We start from the raw sequence: 20,128 nt of genomic DNA, 5'->3' as shown, positions 1-20,128 counted from the left end.
TACTACTTAAGTTTACTTAAAAAGTCAGATCTTCTGTTTCTTGACACCGGAATTTTATAGTTATTGGAGAGAATTACAGTGCCTTCATTTAAATATTTTTCAATATGATAAAGATTTATGAGATGGGATTTATGAACCAGATAAAAATCGTGATTTTCTAATAGTGAGTTAAAATGGCCAATGCTGTGAGAACTCAACATAGATTTTCGGGCTTTAAAATAAATCTTTGTATACCCGTCTTCACCTTCACAACGAATTATTTCTTTAATTTTAACAAATTCCATACCCTCCAGCGTAGGGATGACTATTTTCTTTTTTTGAAAAGTTCGTACTCCTAAATTTTCTATAAGCAGTTGGTTTTTTATGAGAGCAGTTTTTTCTTCTATATTTAAAATAGCCTTATCTACGGTTGCAATCAAATCTTCATTTTTTACAGGTTTTACCAAATATCCAATGGCGCAGTGGTTGATGGCGTCTATTGCATAATTATCAAAGGCGGTAACAAAAATAACTTCAAAAGAAGGTGATTTTGTTGAGGCCAAAAGATCAAAACCACTCATACCGGGCATGGCCACGTCCAAAAAGACAAGTTGTGGTTGCAATTGCTCTATAAGTGTTAATGCTTCTTTTGGATCTCTTGTTTCACCAATAATAGAAATTCCTGGACATAAACGTTCCAGTTTATTCTTTAAAATCGCAAGGGATTTTCGCTCGTCGTCCACGAGTAATGCTGTTACCTTCATAATATGTATTGTTGATTAAACGTAAGGGTTACTAAAGTTCCTGATGAATCTTCAATCTGGGAGCGGTCTTCAGTTGTACAGCTTACGTTCCATTCTTTACTTTGTTTTAAGAGTTTCAATCGTTCCTGTAATACATTAGTTGATCGGGATTGATAATTTTTGGATGACTCTTTATAAATTTTCTTTGATTTTAATATTCCAATACCGTCATCTTTAATGGTTACAGTAAAAGATGATGGGTTATTATACGTAAAACGAATTTCTATATTTCCGTTCGTTTCCTTATGGAACAAGCCGTGGTTTACAGCATTCTCAACTATGGGCTGTAAGATCATTGAGGGCAGTAACTGCTCATCACTATCAATTTTTTTATCTATGATAATTTTATATTCCAGCTTTTCTTCAAACCGAAGTTTTTCAACATCCAGATAATTCTCCAAAAGGAGAACCTCCTCTTTTATACTAATGGTACGCCTTCGGGAATATTCAAAGAAAAGGCGGATTAACGTAGCAAATTTTGCGAGGTAGTCTTCTGATAGTTCTACCTCATTCCTCTGAATATAATACTGGATAGCATTTAACGAATTATGGACAAAATGTGGGTTCATCTGTGAGCGCAATGCTCCCAGCTCCAATTGTGCTATCTGTCTCTCATGAATCAGTTTTTCCTCTCGTTTTTTTCGAAGGTTTTTACTAATTACCCAAGTAGCGAAAGAAACCAAAATCAAGGTCAGGAATACAGTACCCCATTTAAACGTAGGAGTTTGCCACCAATTTGGAATAACGGCAAGGGGGATACTCTTAATTTTGTTTATACCATTGTAGTTTACTTTAAGCTCCAACGTATAATCTTCAGGCTGTAAATTGTATAAATTTACTTCTCCCGATGCTGTGGTTGTCCAGTTGGCCTGTGTTGGACTTAGGCGATATTCAAATGTTGTATTAATGGGATCAAAGAAATTTACAGCGCCAAAATTTACTTTTAGGTTAACATTTTTCTTATAAAGATACGCTACAGAATTCCTGCCCATTTTAGTTTCATTTAAATAAACACTCTTTACGTAGGGCGTAAAATTACTTGCTCGCTTAATTACTGTTTTATCAATGATATTAAGCCCAGTAGTAGAACCCAAATACAACCGATTTTTGTAAAAAAGCACTTCAGTTAAATTATTGGTTGGCAGTCCGTTTATTTGATTATACCGTTCTCTTGAAAATGCCCCTGCATTATTCCCTTTATAATGAAGCAATACCCCTTCGGAAACCGTCCAGATAGAGTTGGAATTTTCAACAGAAATTTGGTTTATTACAGCCGTGTCGTCCCGAATTAATTTATGAAGTTTCCCTTCTGAAAATTTATACAAGCCATCTCCCTCGGTGCCAATATAGTTTTGAGCGTTGTAAAGTGTGTTGGTAAGAAATTTTTGCTGAATCTGTTCTTCTTTATACTCTTGAAAAATATCCTTTTCTGTATTATAAAATAGCATCTTTTTAAAGCTAAAGGAAAAGAGCGAATCGTTTTGGTTAAAAAGTCCTTGATAATAAGGGTGTTGAGAATATCCATTTTCAAACTCAAAATTATTATTTAATCTCCAAATTGATGAATTACCTTCCATGAAATAAATATTATTATAGTGTAATAGATTTTTACCATACGTGAAGGTAGTGGTTGAAGATTCGATTCTTTTAAATCCCTCTCTATTCTCTAAAATTAGATGGAGCCTAAAATTATAGCAGATTGTTTCATTAATAAGTGAGATATTATATAAATGCCTGTTCTGTTTGACCCACAGTTTCGGTTTGTTGTTTTCCAATTTATAAATCCCCTCTTCGTCAACCCCAACATAGACAACACTATCAATTTCAGTTATTTTTGACATCTTTTTATCTTCAAAATAAGTTGATATTGAACTATATCCAATGGGCAATTTATAAACTCCATTCGTACTTGTAGCAGCCCATATAAACCCATCTTTATCCTGAAAGATATTAGTGGCGTTTAACTGCGAGGGAATACTATAGGTTTGTTTTATATTTAGTTTGTCATCGAAAGTAATAAGCCATTTACCACCACTGAGTTGTAACTTATCATTTGCAAGATTAAACCAGATAACATGATATGGAGCCTCATTTTTTTCTAAATGCGAAATATCTCCATAAGTAGCCTTAAAGCTGTTTAAATTTATGATTTCGAAATAACTATCATGGGCCTTAACCAGTAAGGAATCACTAAATTGATAGTAATTACGGTAAACCCGATTTTTTTTCAGTAATAAGAGAAGCCTTCCTTGTTTATCCTCAAGTTGTACATCTCTTATTGTAGTATCAGAAACTATATATACATCCCTATTAAGCAATTTAATTCTTTGTTTTGTGACATTAGAAGATTGCCATATAGTATCTGAAAATTGATATCTGTTTGATCCGGAAACAAATGAAATATCGTTACCTGATTGCAATATTTGCCAGATTGGATTCATCATTTTTCCATCACTGGCTTTAAATTTAAATACGCTATCATTGTTAATATATCCCAAGGCATCACTTCTTGAAAAATACCAAACTCTGTTGTCGGGAGCGATCCTGATATGCCAATTATCATTTGTTGGCAATCCTTCTTTCGTGGTGAAGTTCTTAAAAGTCTTCCCATCAAACTTACTTATTCCTTTATCGGTTAAAAACCAGATGAACCCTTCATTATCCTGGGTCATTCTATACACAAAGTTACTGGCCAAGCCATCCTTTTCAGTGTAGTTGATATAATTTTGGGAAAAAGAAAAATTCCATATCATACTCAACAAACAAAGTGTGATATGGAATTTATTGGTTTTCATGTTTTAGGGTAATGCTAGTTTAAAGTTAGCTAAAAAATACAACTAATCAACTTGCTTTCAAATCATTACATAAACTCAAAAAAAGCCTTTCAGGAAAATTTCCCGAAAGGCTTTTAAAACCTAAATTACTCCTTTATTATTTTGCTTGTATATTGCTTGTTGGTGTTTCCCGTCACCTTAATAAAATACATACCAGATGCCAGTGAAGAGACTTCTATAATCTCCTGCTCTTTTCCATCTCCATAATGATCTGAAAATACCATTTGTCCAGATAGTGAATAGATAGCGATCTCCTTCATCTTTTCACTCAATAGAGAGACATTTATGTTGTTATGAGTCGGATTGGGATATATAAGAATACCTTCCTCGCTTTCATTTTGGTTAAATTTAGATTGCAAATCCGTTTTGTCCATTGCCTCAAATTCATCCTCATCAAAAATCATCATACTACCCCTCTGAAGTGCACCAATAAATTTTACCGTTTCATTCCAACTATTACACTCTCCCCAAGTACCTCGGGTAATTTTATAAATTTTACCATATTCAAATTGACCTGGATCTACAGAAGAATTGTACGTACTCGTACCGTCATAACCTTTAAAATCTGTTGTGTTGGTCCACCATTGACCTTCTAATCCACTTCCAGATTTACAATCTGACAATGAGAAATCATATTCGCAGACGCTCCACCAAACAGCTTCACAAGGTGCAACAATATCTGCGGTTGCAATCACTGAGTAAAAATTAGGGTTATTTGGATAGGGTGTAACTGTAGTCAAATCAAACTGTGAAGAAGATGCTGGACATTGTTCTAATTGAATAAGTGAAATGTCGTCAATTGCAAGGTCATTTCCGTCTCCATTGACAGATTCGTCCAATAAGATTTTTATGGTCAAAGAAGTGCCGTACCCCCATAAATCAATTCCTTTCGATATTTCTTGCCATCCGCATGGTCCAACCGGAGCAGAAATTGTCTGGGTGATATTTCCAACAGGCATTGAAAACTCTATATCCAGCATTGGAGCCACGTTAAAAGTACATTGATCTAGATTTTTAGCTTGAAAGCAAAACTTATAGCCTTTCCAATCATCCACAAAAACTGTTTGCTCCCAAATAACACTTTTGCCTGTTTGCTGCGTTTTACCATTTACTACTAAAAAGTTAGTGTTGTTTGAATACTGAGCAGGATCCACGCAGTTTGAATGATCAGTTACAACAGTGCCAAATGCACTCGCACTATTGGTCACGTTGTATTCTCCCGGAAAGGTTGACGTACTCTGGGAATAGTCACTGCCAAATCCTGTATCGCCAAATTCAAAGTTTCCATTCTCAACTAAGTTTTCTCCTTCGCAACAATACGCACCCTCGTCCGTTGGTGGAGGCTTAGTGTCAATACAGCAGGCTGCATACCAACTTGGATCATTGACATCTGGAGATGATGAACTTCCACGTTGCGCAATGTTGGAACCGCCAGCATCATATATAATTTCCCCTTTACCTTCGCTCATCCACCAATTGGAAACTAATCCCGCTGGGGCTGGAAATATGCTGACGTATTTATTGCTAGAAATTTCACTTTGGGAACGAGCATAGTTCCAGATTCGAATTTGAGATAGATTTCCTTCAAAAGGTGCTGCATTATAAGGATCCTGACCTATATAAAGATCGTTTGGGGAGTTTAATTTAGGGTTTCCAGTAATGTTTAAGGTGCCAATTGAGGTGCCATCAAAATAAAAAGTAAGTAGCTTACCACTTCTCGTTATAGCAACATGATGACACTGTCCATCTAACATACTCGCATTTAATGTTCCATTGTTAAGAACATAATAATTTCTATCCTCAAGTCGAACTGCCAACATTTTCCAAGGCGAAGCTCCCCACATTCTATGAAAGAAAAAAACGACTCCTTTTGACATACTATTACGATTTGAAAAGATTGTAGGGTTAGAAATCTGATCCGCTTCATTACCGTTTATCCAAGCCTCGAAAGTGAAATCACCCTTCTTAATTTGATTTAGTGGATAACTTGATGCTTTTAAATAATCATTTGTGCCATCAAAAGTCAGACAACTAGGCCCAACTTGAGCGGTCCCTTCAAGACTGCCACCGATAATATACAATACTAAGATTAATTGTTTGATTGTTTTCATAATTTCTAATTGATTAGTTTTACCTACTCTTTTTAGGATTTTCGGCTTTCTCCTTATAAAAAACCATTAAAATTTTGAGGGGCAACATGGCATAAAATGAAACACGCAATTATTTTATTTTCTATTAAAAAGTAAGTTTAGCGGTAATCTCTTTCACCCTATCGGGGAAGTGTCTTTGGGGATAGATATTGAATTAATTGCGACTCTGAATGTTGATTGATACAATATTGAGGAGTCAGGAATGTCGCTTTTAATTCTATTCAAATATTAAGTTTATAGTAGAAAGTAAAAAGACCGACTTTCTTATTGGTAGAGATGGTTCGATAATCAGTCCTGTTCATTCTATAAAAGGATAAATCCCTCTTATAAAATCACTTAAAAGCAATAGCCTTCATCGGAGCAATTTTTCAAAAGATAAAGCAGAAATAAGTCCATATTTGAAATTAAAATGTAATTCCAGTTCAAATAAATACAGACTCCAATATTAAAATGAGTATTGTGAATTATAAAACATCCTCCATATGCAATTTGCTATAGCTTTGACATACACGAAAAGCTAGAAGAGATTTCAACTTGTCCACCGAAGCTTTTTTGGTGTAGGAGGAAAACCTGTGAGGTCTTTCGATTAATCAAAACGAATCGCCTTCACAGGAGAAATCTTCGCAATAATAAATGAAGGGATTAAAAGCATCAACAAACAAAGCAAAAACGTTCCCGCATTTAAGATTAAAATATAATCCCAATGTAAGTAAACTGGAGCTTCATTTACGTAATACGTATCTGGATTTAGCTTAAAAACCTTGCCGTATTTCTGGATCAGCATTAAGCCTATTCCTATTACATTTCCCCAGAAAAGTCCAACGCCAATTAAGTACATTGCGTTATATAAAAACACTTTCCGAATACTCCAATCACTACTTCCCAAAGCCTTCAGGATTCCAATCATTTGGGTGCGTTCCAAGATCAAAACCAAAAGTGCGGTTATCATATTGATTCCAGCTACAAGAATCATAATTCCAATAATCATTGCAACATTAAAGTCGAAAAGATCAATCCATTCAAAAATAGAGGCGAATTTATTGCGGATTGTCTGAGTATCCAATGTGCTTCCAGTTTCGTTATAGACTTCGTTGCCTATAGGAACTATATCGTCAAAATCATTTACAAAAACCTCAAAAGCACCAATCTGATCGGGCTCCCATTTATTTAAACGTTGAATATGGCGGATATCCGTAATTACAAACTGCTCATCAAATTGTTGAAAGCCGCTGTTATAAATTCCAACGATGTCAAACCCACGACTACGCGGCGTTTTAGAAACTTCGTCGTTTAAAAAGAAGGTTGTTACTTTATCCCCCAATTTTAAATGAAGTCTTTTCGCCAAATATTCAGAAATCAGTATATCACTATTTAAATCACCTTTAAAGTCTGGAAGTTTTCCTCTAACTAAAAAGTCTTTAAAATACGCCCAATCATAATCGTCGCCCACGCCTTTTACAACTACTCCTTCAAAATCGTTTTCGGTACGGATAACACCTCCTTTGGAAGCAGTAACTTGCACGTGTTTTATCCCGTCGATAGTTTTAAATTTTGGATAAAAATTCTGATTTTTTGAAATGGGATTTTGTGAATCGTTGGAAAAATTGGTGTCGAAGTTGGTAATTATGATATCTCCGTTAAAAGCAGAAACTTTTTCGCGGATCTTTTTTTGAAGCCCAACGCTTGTGGCAATGGAGACTAGCATCATAATAATACCCAGTGCGATTGCGGTAATTGCAATTTTTATAATCGGTGCCGAAATACTACTTTTATAGTCCTTGGAAGCGATGATGCGCCGGGCGATGAAAAATTCGAAATTCACTGAGATTATATGGGCTTAACTTTTTTCAAAAATACATTTTTATTGGTTGTTTTGACCGTTTTTTCATGCGGAAATAGCCCCCTAACCCCCAAAGGGGAAAAACAAGATGGGATCCCCCTAGCCCTTGAAGGGGGAAATGAGGAAGGCAATTCGATTATGGTTGGCGCAGAGCAGTTTCATCTTTATTCTGAATTGCTTAAGAATAAAAATGTGGGAGTTGTTGCCAATCAGACTTCCTTCTTGGAAAAGGAAAATCAACATTTGGTGGATTTCTTGATTTCGAAAAAAGTTTCAGTAAAAAAAGTCTTTGCGCCTGAACACGGTTTTCGAGGTACCGCGGATGCAGGGGAACACGTGAAGGATGGCGTGGATGCAAAAACTGGTGTGCCACTAATTTCACTCTATGGCAGCAACAAAAAACCTTCCCAAGAACAATTAAAAGGAATTGACGTAGTGATATTTGACATTCAGGATGTGGGCGCTCGTTTTTATACTTACATATCCACCCTTCATTATGTAATGGAGGCCTGCGCCGATGCAGGAATCCCGGTTATTGTTATGGATCGTCCAAACCCCAACGGACATTATATTGACGGACCTATTCTGGAAAAAGAGCATGAAAGTTTTGTGGGAATGCATCCAATTCCTATTGTCCACGGAATGACTATGGGGGAATATGCCCAAATGATCAATGGGGAAAGTTGGTTAAAAAATAACGTGAAATGCGAATTAAGCGTTATTAAAATGAAAAATTACACCCACCAAACAGCCTACTCATTGCCGATAAAGCCTTCGCCTAATTTACCGAATGACAAAGCCATCAACCTCTATCCAAGTCTTTGCTTTTTTGAAGGAACATTTATAAATGCTGGCCGTGGAACCGATATGCAATTCCAGGTATTTGGTGCGCCGAGTTTGCCAGCTTCAAAATATACTTTTGAATACACACCAGAATCAAACGAAGGCGCAAAAAGTCCGAAATTTAAAGGTCAACTTTGCCGCGGAAAAGATCTTCGGAAAGAACCACGCTTAAGTAAAATTAATCTGGAATGGTTGATAAATGCATACAATGCCAACGGGAAAAAGAAAAATTTTTTCAATTCGTTTTTTGTAAAACTCTCCGGAACGAAGAAACTACAACAACAAATTGAACAAGGAATGTCTGCGGAAGCTATTCGGGATTCTTGGAAGGATGGACTAATGGGTTTTGAGAAGATTAGAAAGAAATATCTAATTTATGAGTAGTTTTAATACATTGAACAATCTTTAGTCTAAAGAAGCCCCAAAACAGAAGAACCAAATTCCAAATAAAAAAAACAAAATTAAAAAATCAAACTTCAAACACTCACGAAAAACATCTCGTTTTCTTCAGTAAAGATACAGTTAGTCTTTGAAAATTTCAATATTTCATTTTTGGAATTTATTTATAATTTGGAGCTTGTTATTTGGAATTTACCCTTCGTTTCATCTCCTCCACAATATTAAAAGCTGCGGGGCAAATGGCGACATTCTGCATGGTAAGGTTTGATATTTGCTGAAATTTCTTACGGTCTGTATGGGGAAATTCTCTACAGGCTTTTGGACGTACATCATAGATACTACAATAATTATCTGCTCCTAAAAAGGTGCAGGGAACGCTTTGCAAGACGTAATCCTTATCTTCATCAACCCGTAAATAAGTTTCAATAAACTGCTGCGGCTTCATTCGGAAATGCTTTGAAATCCGTTCAACATCTTTATCCGTGAAAAGCGGCCCAGTAGTTTTGCAACAGTTGGCACAAGTTAGGCAGTCCGTTCTTCGGAATTCATTTTCGTGCAATTCCTGCATCAAAGTGTCCAAATGCTTTGGCGGCTTTTTCTTTAGCTTCGCGAAAAACTTTTTGTTTTCAGCTTCGGCTTCCTTGGCTTTTTGTGGGAGTTGTTTTAAGATGTTTTCCATTACAAATTTTCTTTGCGCTCTCTGCGCCTTAGCGGTTAACTTCCACCGCAGAGACGCGGAGAACGCAAAGTTATTTTTATGACTAATGTAATTCTAAATACAGTTGCAAAACTACTATTCAAAATGTTCTCGCTTCTTATTTCACCAAAATAATTTTGAAGAATGTCAACGAATAACAATACTTTCGCATTGAAATTTTCATCTCCAAACTATTTCATTCATTTACAAAAATATGACAGACATCATCGGGATCGCACTATTAGATTATTACAACCGAAATTATTCCGAAGATATATTCACCGAAACAAATATTTCGGAAGAAGATGAATTACCCCTTCCCTATCTTTTTAGAACTTTTGTGGAAATGCCTAAGATTGAACAAAAGGCATTAAAATCCGCAAAAGGAAAGATCCTTGACGTGGGTTGTGGCGCAGGGAGTCATTCACTTTACCTCCAGGAAAAAGGTTTTGATGTAATGGCGATCGACACTTCCAAAGGCGCCATAGAAGTCTGTAAACTGAGAGGTGTAAAAAACGCTGAAAACATTGATTTGCTTCAACTTCAAGGTGAATCTTTCGATACTATTTTGTTGTTGATGAATGGAACAGGAATTTTTCAGAACCTTGAAAACACTTCGAAATATCTTCAACAATTAAAATCCCTACTGAGTCCAAACGGTCAGATACTGATAGATTCAAGCGATTTACAATATATGTATGATTCCACCGAAGAAGGTGGGATTATGGTTCCTGCAGACCGCTATTACGGCGAATTGGAATTTACAATGCGCTATAAAGATATGGAAAGTGAGCCTTTTGACTGGCTGTATTTAGATGAAAAAACTTTTGAAAATATCTGCACTCTTAACAATCTCAATTTTGAAGTAATTGCTCGCGGAGAAAATTTTGATTATTTGGGAAGAATTACTGTTGGCAAATAGGCGTCAACAGCTTTTAAAAAGAATGGCTTTGCGACCTCTGCGGCTTTGCGGTAATAATTGCACCGCAGAGCCGCAGAGGTCGCAGAGATTTTATTCAGCTTCATAGACCTTTTCTCCATTAACGAAAGTTGCCATCACTTTTGTGTTCGGCAATTCGTCTTCATCAACCTCCATAATATCTTTGTCTAGAATGGTGAAGTCAGCAAATTTTCCTACTTCAATACTTCCTTTTTCATTTTCTTCAAAGTTTGCAAAAGCTGCCCAAATGGTCATTCCGCACAGCGCTTCTTCCCTGGTAAGCGCATCCTTCATTTGAAAACCATCTTCTGGGTAGTTCTTTAAATCTTTACGTGCAACGGCGGCGTAGAAAGTGTACATTGGGTTTACTTGTTCCACAGGGAAGTCAGTTCCCAGTGCTATTACCCCCGATTTATCCAACAATTCTTTATAAGCATAAGCTCCTTTCATTCTCTCAGCTCCTATTCTATCTTCGGCCCAATACATATCGCTTGTAGCGTGCGTAGGCTGTACCGACGGAATTATATTATGGTTCTTTGAAAAATAATCAAAGCCTTCTGGCGGAATTATCTGCGCGTGTTCTACCCTCCAACGTCGGTCGGTTTGTCCTTCCAAGGCTTTACTGTAAGCTCGTAAAACTGCAATGTTCGCAGAGTCACCAATAGCGTGACTGTTCATTTGAAATTCTGTAGCTGCTAATTTTTTGGCCAAAATATTTAAACTATCCTCAGTTGTTATCATAGCACCGAAGTGATTGTGCGCATCGCTATAAGGTTTGCGCATCGCAGCTCCGCGTGACCCTAAGGCTCCATCGGTATATACCTTAAAAGATCCAACATTAAGCCTATCGGTTTTATACGTGCCGTTTTCTAGATAATAATCTACATTCTCAGGACTGTTGCTAATCATTGCATATATCCTCAACTTAAATTTCCCTTCTTTTTGAAGTGTATCAATAAGTTCGATTATATTTCTATCTAAGCCAGCATCATCAACCGTTGTTAATCCGTATTCCAAAGCTATTTTTTGCGCATCCAGAAGTGCCTCAATGGAAACTTCTTTAGTGGTTGGAGGAAATGTTTTATTAACCAATTCCATAGGATTATCGATAAGAATTCCAGTTGGTTCGCCATTTTCAAGAACTACTTCCCCTCCATCTACTTTTGTTTTTGCTGTAATTCCCGCAAGCTCCAATGCTTTTGAATTGACTAATAAGGCATGGCCATCTATTCTTCGTAAAGCAACTGGTGTGTCTGGAAACAACGAATCAAGTCTTGTTTTTGTAGGAAAATTTTTATTCTCCCATTTATTTTGATCCCAACCACGGCCTATTATATAGGGAAGGTTTTTCTCCTCCTGGAAAGCTACTACTTTCCCTAAAACCTCATCGAAGCTGGTTGTTCCTACCAAATCAACATTCTGAAGCCCAAGACCCAATCCGTATAAATGTGCGTGTGCGTCAATCAAACCCGGAACTACTGTATTCCCTTTGGCATCGTAGGTCTTTTTTATTTGATATTTGAGTTCAAGTTCAGGTTTAAGACCAATTTCCAGAATTTTACCGTCTTTTACAACCAATGCATTTGCAGTGCTAAAATCTTTATCAACTGTATAAATAGTAGCATTTTTTATTAATAAATCTGCCGGGAGTTTATCGGGAGCGCAGGAAAATAATGTGATTGCTATAAAAAGGAATAGTATTTTTTTCATTCTGAAGTTATTGAGGTGCAAAAATAGAAAACATCCGCCAAAGACGGATGTTTTCAGAATTTATAATTTTTAAAAGAAATATTATTGTTTGTATTCTATTTTTCTTTTTCGCTCTTTAGAAATTTTTCCCAGTATTCATCGCCTAAACTATCAAGGAATTTTGTTAAAAACGGCAGTATACTAGCCGTGGTAATTTCTGAATTTCCCGCTAAATAGAAAACATATTCATACCTTATTTCTTTTAGCCTATTAAGCATAATTTTGTTGCGGATCCAATAGTTTTCTGTATCCCAAAAGACAGCCAAACCACTTAAAAAACTTATGGAAGCGCTAATGATTAGCGCTGCATTATTTAGGTTTTTTGTTAAGAGCTCATTGTCATTAAATTTAAGTCCCAGAAGTATGGTGGTAAGTCCAGAGAATACCATAACCGTTATATTCAACGCAAAATTTAATAATTTTATGTTTTTTGTTTTAGATTCAATTTTTGCAATTTTTGTATTCAATAATTGCAATAAAAACTTTTTTTGGTATTCAGTAGAAGGTTTGTCTTCGCCTGTTATAATATTGTTGTAGAATTCAGCAAGCATATCTTCTTGCTCGTTTTGTGAGAATTGCCTTTTACTTTTGGTTGACATTTTAAAAAGTAATTATTGTTTTTTAAATACAATACTCCAAGTGGAATATGTAAATGTACAAACAAAATTACCTAAAATACTACCAATCAAACTTATAAGTAACTCCAGCCAAACCCTGAATTCCCTGCACAGGATAATCCATCCACTTTTCGTAATTATCTCCGAAAAGATTACTTCCTTTTACGAAAACCGAAAGCCGATCCGTAAATCTATACCCTAAACTCAAATTGGCATCTACATAGCCATCTAATGTCACCGTTTGTGGATCTACGTTACCAAAAGAAAGGTCTGAAGTAATTAAATCTTTACGCTCGCCTACATAGAATATGGAAGCACCACCGTATAACTTTTCTGTGATGTTGAAATTTGAAAATAAGGAAGCCTTTATCTCCGGAAGGTTCCAGGCTTCATTTTGAAACCCTGCCCGTCCGGCAGGCGGGTCTGTGCTATAACTGTAGTAATTGGCATTAACTCCTAAAGTGAATTTATCTGAAATTTCCACTTTCACTTCTCCAAAAAAGGCTAATGTATTTACATCGTCATAAACCACATTAAAAGAATTTCCGTAATCATATCCTTTAAAACTTGTATTGTAAGTTTTTATGGTATTTTTCTGAAACAGCGCTTTATTTTCATCCTTTCCATAGGAAATCCTCGCGTTGTAGCCTATAGCATTGGAAAGCTTTCCTTTAACACCCCCAAAACCATTATATAGCTTTTTTGTTGGCGCAATAGCCAATGTTGGTGAAACGTATGGATTTTCTTCCTTAAAGTTATAAAAACTGTTTTGTTGAAGCCCACCGTCTGCCCCACCATAAAGAATTACAGTCTCATCTAGTAAACGATAAGAAACATTCACTTTTGGATATAACGAAAAGTGAGTGTTGCTGTTCTCAGAATCTACGCTAACATATCCTGCAACGCCCAAAGAAAGTGTAAGATCTTCATTTACGAAAGTGATGGAAGGCATTAAACCAGCATTCAAATAACTGTATTTTACATCTGAAATATTCGCATAATCCCGCTTAAAACTTCCGCTTAAATAATCAATATCCCCGTCAATTTTCAAAGTCAAGTTTTCTAACGGAAATGAAAATTCTGGTTTAAATTTTACATTAAATTCCGAAGAAGAAAACGCATCTCCCAAATACCTGACATTTGCCGTTGCTCTATCAAAAAATGATTCATCCAAAGTGATACTTCCACCTACGTACCCGCTAAAATACATTTGTAATGGGTCTATATTGAAAACATCCGCTACCGGAATAGCAAGTATATTATCATTCGGTAAACCGTACCAATTAAAAATTTGGTGCTCTACGCCTGCATCCAATCTATAGGTTGCATTTTTTTGACGGCTGGTATAATTTGCATCAAGACTGGTGTCATAATACTGATTGTCCAATCTCACATCTTTAATATCACCTTGCGAGGAATTGTGACGAAAGAAAAACCCAGCATTATCCGTGCGACTGATTTCAAAATTGCTGTATAACTCCCCTAAAATAGATGTGTAATTCCCAAAGCCCAAAGTAGCGTAGTTATCATACAGTTTTATAGGCTTGGTTTTTTCAACTGTTGCCGCTTTTCCCTTTGCAGGAGTAAAAGTAGAAGCTACTGGTACAGAGAAAATACTGTATTTCACATCCTTCTTTGTGGTGGAAACTGAATCGTTCAATGACGGTGTTTCCTTCACTTTAAAGGCATCTGAAATTGTAGGTGTATATGGTTTTACAATATTTACTACCTCTGGATCAAGTTCCTTTTCTTGGGAGAAAGCAGAAAATTGAGCTAGCAATAATGCGGGAATTGAAAATAAAACTATTTGTTTTATGGACATATTTTCAAGGTTTATAATTATAATATTTTGGAATAGCCCTTCCAGAGTTCAAAACTCTGGAAGGGTTTTTATAGGATTAGTTTTCTGTTTCTACAGATGAATTTGTTTTGGCCTCGGCGTTTTTGATTACTGCCAATTCTGCTTTTGCTTCTGCTACAACTTCAGGGAAATCTGTAAAATTTTTGGTTACACTTTCTAAAATATAAGTCGCTTGATAAGCATCTTTCAATTCATAAAAATTCTTGGCCATTAACACCAAACCTTTTGCACCGAATAATTTGTAGCCAGAATAATCTTTGGCCAATTTCTGTACAGAAGCATTTGAGCCTTCGTAGTTCTTTTCTTTATTTTTAAAATAGGCATCGTAGTAAAGCGCTTCAGCAGCAAGTTGCCCTGTGGCGATTTTCTGCACTTCGGCATAAGCTGTTTTCGCTTTTGCTTCATTATTGGTTTTCATTGCGGAACGTGCAATAATCACCTGCGCATCACTTTTAATCGCGTTATCAATTTTTGAATTCTGAAGTACTTTTTCAGCATAACTAACTGCTTCTGAATATTGTTTCAATTCATAAGAAGCCTTCATGCTGTTGGTTTGCGCAAAAATAATGTTCTGCGGAAAATCCGCTTCCGCTTCCAATCGTTGTAAATAGGCAAGCGCACTTTTGTAATCTTTTTTACCCAGATACAACTCTGAAATCCGTGCCAAGGCCTGCTCTGTAAATTCGCTTCGTTCCCGCTTTACAACATATTCAAAATGCGGAATGGCTTGGTCGTTCTTTTGATCGCCAAAATAAATTTGGCCTAGGTAAAAGTGTGCCTGCATGGCGTGCTGACCATTCGGAAATTGTTTCAAATATGCCTCAAATCTACTTTTTGCCTGTGATTGGTTATTTTCCAAATACGGCTGCTCGGCTGCTAAATACGCTGCATCGTCTAGCTCGGTATCACCCACTTGCACATAATCTAATGTCTTTACCCAACGCGCATATTCGTCAACATTTCCTTGATCTATATAAATAATTTTTGCAGAAGAAACTGCTTGCAGCGCTTCAGGTGTAGATGGAAAATCTTTGGCTACTCTTTTAAAAATAGTCAAAGCTTCATTGCTCTTTCCAGTGTTATTGTAGATCAATGCTTTTTTCAATAATGACTTTGAAACAAATGCGCTATTTGGAATGTCCCGAATCAATTGATCATAAGCTGAAATCCCTTCGTTGGTTTTCCCTTGTGCTACATAGGTATTTCCAAGTTCATACAACGCATCATCACGATAAGGAGATTTTGAATATTTCTTTACAAAAGCAATTAACTCTTCAATTTTCTTGTCACTTCTATCCACAAAACCATAACTGATTGCCTTTTGAAACTCTGCATAATCACTATCACCCAATTCAATTGCCGAATTATAGTTTTCCATTGCTGGCCAATATTGACTGGTAACAAAATAACTATCGCCCATCCGCAGATAAGCATCTTTTTTACGAACTTTTTCAGCTGTAGAAGAACCTACATAACTTTTAAAGTTCGAAATGGCATCACTGTAATTTTTAAGTTTGAAATGGTTATAACCCAAATTATAATTCAAATCTTTATATTCCGAAGTATTTTTTGCCTCCGGCAATTGCTGAAACTGCTTGTAGCCTGACAATGCTTTATCAAAATTTGAAAGCTGATAATCGCTTTCCGCTTTCCAATAAACGGCCCGCGCCTTAAAATTTGCGTCTTGAGGTTCCTTTAAACTTCTGTCTAAAAAAGAAATCGCTTCGTTGTAATCTCCTTCGTTATAAAGTTCGATCCCTCTGTAAAAAGCAACTTTTTGGTAGGCCGCTTTATCCGCGAAATTTTTATTGTTTTCCAGCAAGTCTAATGCCTCCTTATAGTTCTTAGAAGTAATATAACTGTCAATCAACAGCTTTTTAAGGTCATCGTTATTAGCGTTGTTCGGGTATTTTTCAATAAAAGAAAGTAATACTTTCGGTGTGCTTTTGTAACTGTTCCCTATTTCATAACTCAATTTGGCATAGTTTAAATAAGCATCTTCCTGAATTTCTGGACTGAAATCCATTTCCGAAGCATTTTTAAAAGCGTTTAAGGCTTCCTGTTTTTTGTCGAGTTTTAGATAGCTTTCTGCCAGATGATAATAGGCATTTTGCGCTACGGCGTTCTTCCCATCCACAATTTTATTGAACTCACCAATGGCACTTTCGAAATCGTTTTGCTGATAATAGGCATAACCCAACTGATAGTAATCCGTATTGTTCCATTTTCCGCGAGTGCCTTTGTAGTTCTTTAAATAAGGTACAGCCTCGGAATATTGTTCTAGGTTAAAATAGCTTTCGCCAATAATTTTTGAAAGCTGACTTTTTTCCTGTGGGCTGGATTTAGCGTATTGCTCCTTCCCCATATCAATAGCCTCTTGAAATTTTCCAAGTTTGAAATTCATATCCGCCTGGTAATAACTTAAATCTTCGGAATAACGTTCTTCTCCTTTTACCTGCTCAAATTGCTGATTGGCTTCTTCATAATCATCACCTTCATAGGCTATAAACCCCAAATAGTATTTTGCCTGCGACCCATATTTTTGGGAAGTAGAAACTTTGTTGAAATATTGCTTTGCTTCCTCATAACGCTTCGCCTTAAAATATACATAGCCGTTATTAAAGTTGAACTTTTCTTGCTCACTTCTGCTTAAACCAGATTGATCCACTTTATCAAACCACTTTTGGGAATGTGAATATTTTCCATTTTCAAAATAGTAGTTTGCAACGTCTAGATAGGCAGAATTACGTTTAATACTTGTGGGATAATTCACTACAAACTCCTCCATTAACTGATCTGCGTTTTGCTGATTCAGGCGCACCGCGGCGTTAGCTATATAATAGGCGCAATCGCTTTGCACGGTTTCATCATCGCTGTTGCTTTTAACTTTATCAAAAAGGCTCTGCGCAGCTAGATATTGCTGATTATTGTAGAGTTCCAAGGCTTGATTATAAGAAACCAGATCGTTGGTATAAGCGGCTGTTTGCTGCGAAAAGGATGAAAATGAAAGGAATACGAAAAGCGAAAAGACAAGAAAATTCTTCATCATTAGTTACAGTTTTTGAGGCGTAAAGATATTTAAGGTTCCAAGCTGGTTTAAGCTTTTAGATTTAAGCGAAAATTAAAAATTTTGAATCTAATTGAAAGCTTTTCATAAGTTGCATAGCATCACTATGAAACAATAAAGAGGCGATAGATGGATTCAAAGAATTTTCGGCAAATGTAAGAAGGTTAAACCAGTTCTATGTGTAGCTTTTTGCGATACTGTAACTTTTAAGGTTTAATTAACGTATGATTTTTTAGTAGATTTTCTTAGAATTAGAACGTTGAAAACAGCAATAAATTACATTTGAGGTTTTTATGTGAATATTCTTTATTTTTAAGGTGTAAAATTTGATTTTAAAGCATTGAATATCAATTGAAAATGGCAAAATTTAGAAGAAAATATAGAATTGAATCCATCCGTGCGCAATGGTGGGATTACGGATGGAACGGCGCATATTTTATAACCATTTGCACCAAAAATAGGAATCATTTCTTTGGGAAAATAAAGAATAGGAAAATGGATTTTTCATCGTTGGGGATTATAGCTGATATTTTGTGGCACGAAATTCCAAATCATTCAAAATTCGTTTCGTTGGGTGAATTCGTGGTAATGCCCAACCATATACACGGAATTTTATTGATTGATAAACCGGTGGACGATGGCGTGAATCTTGAGGTGGACCGTGATTTGGACGTCGACGTGGTAGAGACAAGGCATGCCTTGTCTCTACGGGAATCGATGGGGAAAACGCGGTTCCAAAACCAGGGTAAAAACACCATTTCGTCCATGGTGAGTTCCTATAAATCTGCAGTAACACGACATGCAAACCGAATTGGGCTGGAAAATGGATGGCAATTCCGTTTTCATGACCACATAATCCGTAACCACGCAGAATACCAGCGCATTGAAAATTATATAATAAAAAACCCAGAAAATTGGGATAACGATAAATTCCGTTAAAAAAGAATTCAAATAATATATTTTTTAACGAAACCAAATAAATCAACTATTTTTATAAAAAATCAAACAATTGATATGAAAAATTTATTGATTATTGCATTCGTCCTGCTATCTATATCCACATCGGCCCAACGTAATCCTTTTAAAAATCTTTCAGAAAAAAATGGGAAGATTGGAATTGGAACCAATAATCCTGATGAACTTCTAACCGTAAAAGGTATAATACACACGCAAGAAGTATTGGTGGATTTGGACGGAGCGGTTACTCCAGATTATGTCTTTCAGAAGTATTTCGAGGGATATTCTGAAACCATGCCGGAATACAAATTGATTTCTTTGGAAGAATTGGAAGCTTTTTTAAAAGAAAACCACCATTTGCCAAATGTTCCTTCGGCCCTAAAAATGCAGGAGGAAGGAATGTCTTTAAAAGAAATGAACCTTCTCTTACTTCAGAAAATTGAAGAGCTAACGCTTTATACACTTCAACAACAAAAAGAAATTGAGACTTTAAAAGAAAAGATTTCCAGTAAATAAGTAACAGTATTCAGTTGCAGTTGGCAGTAATTCAAATTACTTTTGTCTCTCGCTCCGCTCGGGAATCTTAGTCACACATAACTCATAACTTAAAAAATGTCCAATCACGTATTACAATTAAAAGATGCCGCCATTTATCAAGGCGATAACTTAGTACTTTCAGATGTTTCTGTCTCTGTAGATAAAGGCGAATTTGTTTACCTTATTGGAAAAACGGGGACTGGAAAAAGTAGTTTTATGAAAACCCTCTACGGCGATATACCGTTGCTGGAAGGTGAAGGAAATATTGTGGGCTATGATTTGGCAAGCTTAAAAGAATCTGAAATTCCATTTTTAAGAAGAAAGCTCGGAGTCGTTTTTCAGGATTTTAAACTACTCAATGACCGCACCGTGGAAGCAAACCTGCGTTTTGTGCTTACTGCTACTGGCTGGAAAGATAAGTCGGCTATGGAAAGTAAAATAAATGAAGTCTTGGATAAAGTGGCGATGAAAACCAAGGCCTTTAAATATCCTTATCAGCTTTCAGGTGGAGAGCAGCAACGCGTTGCCATTGCACGTGCGCTTTTAAATGACCCCGAACTCATTCTCGCAGATGAGCCCACCGGAAATCTAGATCCGCAAACCAGCGTGGAAGTAATGGAAGTTTTACGCGAAATAAACAAAAATGGAAACACCATTTTGATGGCTACTCACGATTATGCCCTATTACTAAAATATCCTTCCAAAACTCTAAAATGCGATGAAAATCAAATTTTTGAAGTTGTTCAGAAGACGGTTTAGTTCAGTGGTCAGTGGTCAGTGGTCAGTGGTCAGTGGTCAGTGGTCAGTGGTCAGTGGTCAGTGGTCAGTGGTCAGTGGTCAGTGGTCAGTGGTCAG

Annotated in this window: 15 protein-coding genes; 6 read left to right on the top strand and 9 right to left on the bottom strand. The window is 36.3% G+C overall.

Annotated elements, in window-relative coordinates:
• Window positions 1-2: 2 nt before the first annotated feature.
• The 4 genes from G440_RS0119035 to G440_RS0119020 form a co-directional block, all read right to left on the bottom strand.
• Window positions 3-743: a LytR/AlgR family response regulator transcription factor gene (locus G440_RS0119035; protein WP_026452746.1), complete on the bottom strand. Its 741-nt coding sequence runs from the start codon at window positions 741-743 to the stop codon at window positions 3-5.
• The gene (locus G440_RS21300) at window positions 740-3,577 is read right to left on the bottom strand and encodes a sensor histidine kinase (protein ID WP_051285479.1); all 2,838 of its coding nucleotides are present in this window, start codon (window positions 3,575-3,577) and stop codon (window positions 740-742) included. Before G440_RS21300 ends, G440_RS0119035 begins: the two co-directional genes overlap by 4 nt.
• A gap of 125 nt (window positions 3,578-3,702) precedes the next feature.
• Window positions 3,703-5,727 (bottom strand): T9SS type A sorting domain-containing protein, encoded by a 2,025-nt coding sequence (locus tag G440_RS0119025; RefSeq protein WP_026452744.1) that lies wholly within the window; start codon window positions 5,725-5,727, stop codon window positions 3,703-3,705.
• A 625-nt stretch (window positions 5,728-6,352) separates the two neighbouring features.
• Window positions 6,353-7,588 carry an ABC transporter permease gene (locus G440_RS0119020; protein ID WP_026452743.1) on the bottom strand — a complete coding sequence of 412 codons (1,236 nt, stop codon included), beginning with the start codon at window positions 7,586-7,588 and terminating at the stop codon, window positions 6,353-6,355.
• A gap of 9 nt (window positions 7,589-7,597) precedes the next feature.
• On the opposite strand from G440_RS0119020, the gene G440_RS0119015 reads away from it, so the two are divergent.
• A complete protein-coding gene (locus G440_RS0119015) occupies window positions 7,598-8,833 on the top strand; it encodes an exo-beta-N-acetylmuramidase NamZ family protein (protein ID WP_026452742.1) in 1,236 nt (411 codons plus the stop codon).
• A 196-nt stretch (window positions 8,834-9,029) separates the two neighbouring features.
• On the opposite strand, the gene G440_RS0119010 is transcribed toward G440_RS0119015, so the two are convergent.
• Entirely contained in the window at window positions 9,030-9,527 is a 498-nt protein-coding gene (locus tag G440_RS0119010) for a YkgJ family cysteine cluster protein (protein ID WP_026452741.1), read from the bottom strand.
• 232 nt (window positions 9,528-9,759) lie between these two features.
• Between G440_RS0119010 and G440_RS0119005 the strand changes: the two genes are divergently transcribed.
• Complete coding sequence (locus tag G440_RS0119005) at window positions 9,760-10,467, top strand: class I SAM-dependent methyltransferase (RefSeq protein WP_026452740.1); 708 nt, start codon at window positions 9,760-9,762, stop codon at window positions 10,465-10,467.
• Window positions 10,468-10,557: 90 nt separating this feature from the next.
• On the opposite strand, the gene G440_RS0119000 is transcribed toward G440_RS0119005, so the two are convergent.
• From G440_RS0119000 to G440_RS0118985, 4 genes are all read right to left on the bottom strand, one after another.
• Entirely contained in the window at window positions 10,558-12,195 is a 1,638-nt protein-coding gene (locus tag G440_RS0119000; RefSeq protein WP_026452739.1) for an amidohydrolase, read from the bottom strand.
• A gap of 95 nt (window positions 12,196-12,290) precedes the next feature.
• A complete protein-coding gene (locus tag G440_RS0118995; protein ID WP_026452738.1) occupies window positions 12,291-12,833 on the bottom strand; it encodes an SLATT domain-containing protein in 543 nt (180 codons plus the stop codon).
• 79 nt (window positions 12,834-12,912) lie between these two features.
• Entirely contained in the window at window positions 12,913-14,673 is a 1,761-nt protein-coding gene (locus G440_RS0118990) for a porin family protein (RefSeq protein WP_026452737.1), read from the bottom strand.
• 76 nt (window positions 14,674-14,749) lie between these two features.
• Complete coding sequence (locus G440_RS0118985; RefSeq protein ID WP_026452736.1) at window positions 14,750-17,761, bottom strand: tetratricopeptide repeat protein; 3,012 nt, start codon at window positions 17,759-17,761, stop codon at window positions 14,750-14,752.
• Window positions 17,762-18,136: 375 nt separating this feature from the next.
• On the opposite strand from G440_RS0118985, the gene G440_RS0118980 reads away from it, so the two are divergent.
• The 4 genes from G440_RS0118980 to G440_RS21715 form a co-directional block, all read left to right on the top strand.
• Window positions 18,137-18,718, top strand: coding sequence for a transposase (locus tag G440_RS0118980; protein WP_026452735.1), 582 nt, complete (start codon window positions 18,137-18,139; stop codon window positions 18,716-18,718).
• A gap of 75 nt (window positions 18,719-18,793) precedes the next feature.
• Window positions 18,794-19,252: a hypothetical protein gene (locus G440_RS20460; protein WP_051285478.1), complete on the top strand. Its 459-nt coding sequence runs from the start codon at window positions 18,794-18,796 to the stop codon at window positions 19,250-19,252.
• 96 nt (window positions 19,253-19,348) lie between these two features.
• Window positions 19,349-20,032, top strand: coding sequence for a cell division ATP-binding protein FtsE (locus G440_RS0118970; RefSeq protein ID WP_026452734.1), 684 nt, complete (start codon window positions 19,349-19,351; stop codon window positions 20,030-20,032).
• Window positions 19,992-20,128, top strand: a 137-nt coding sequence (locus G440_RS21715; protein ID WP_425393632.1) for a hypothetical protein, incomplete at its 3' end; no start/stop codon positions are given. The genes G440_RS0118970 and G440_RS21715, both read left to right, overlap by 41 nt.

It is taken from the genome of Aequorivita capsosiphonis DSM 23843, assembly GCF_000429125.1.
Classification (GTDB): Bacteria; Bacteroidota; Bacteroidia; order Flavobacteriales; family Flavobacteriaceae; genus Aequorivita; species Aequorivita capsosiphonis.
Note: the sequence above shows the minus strand (reverse complement) of the source record. Positions and strands in the feature narration are given on the sequence as shown.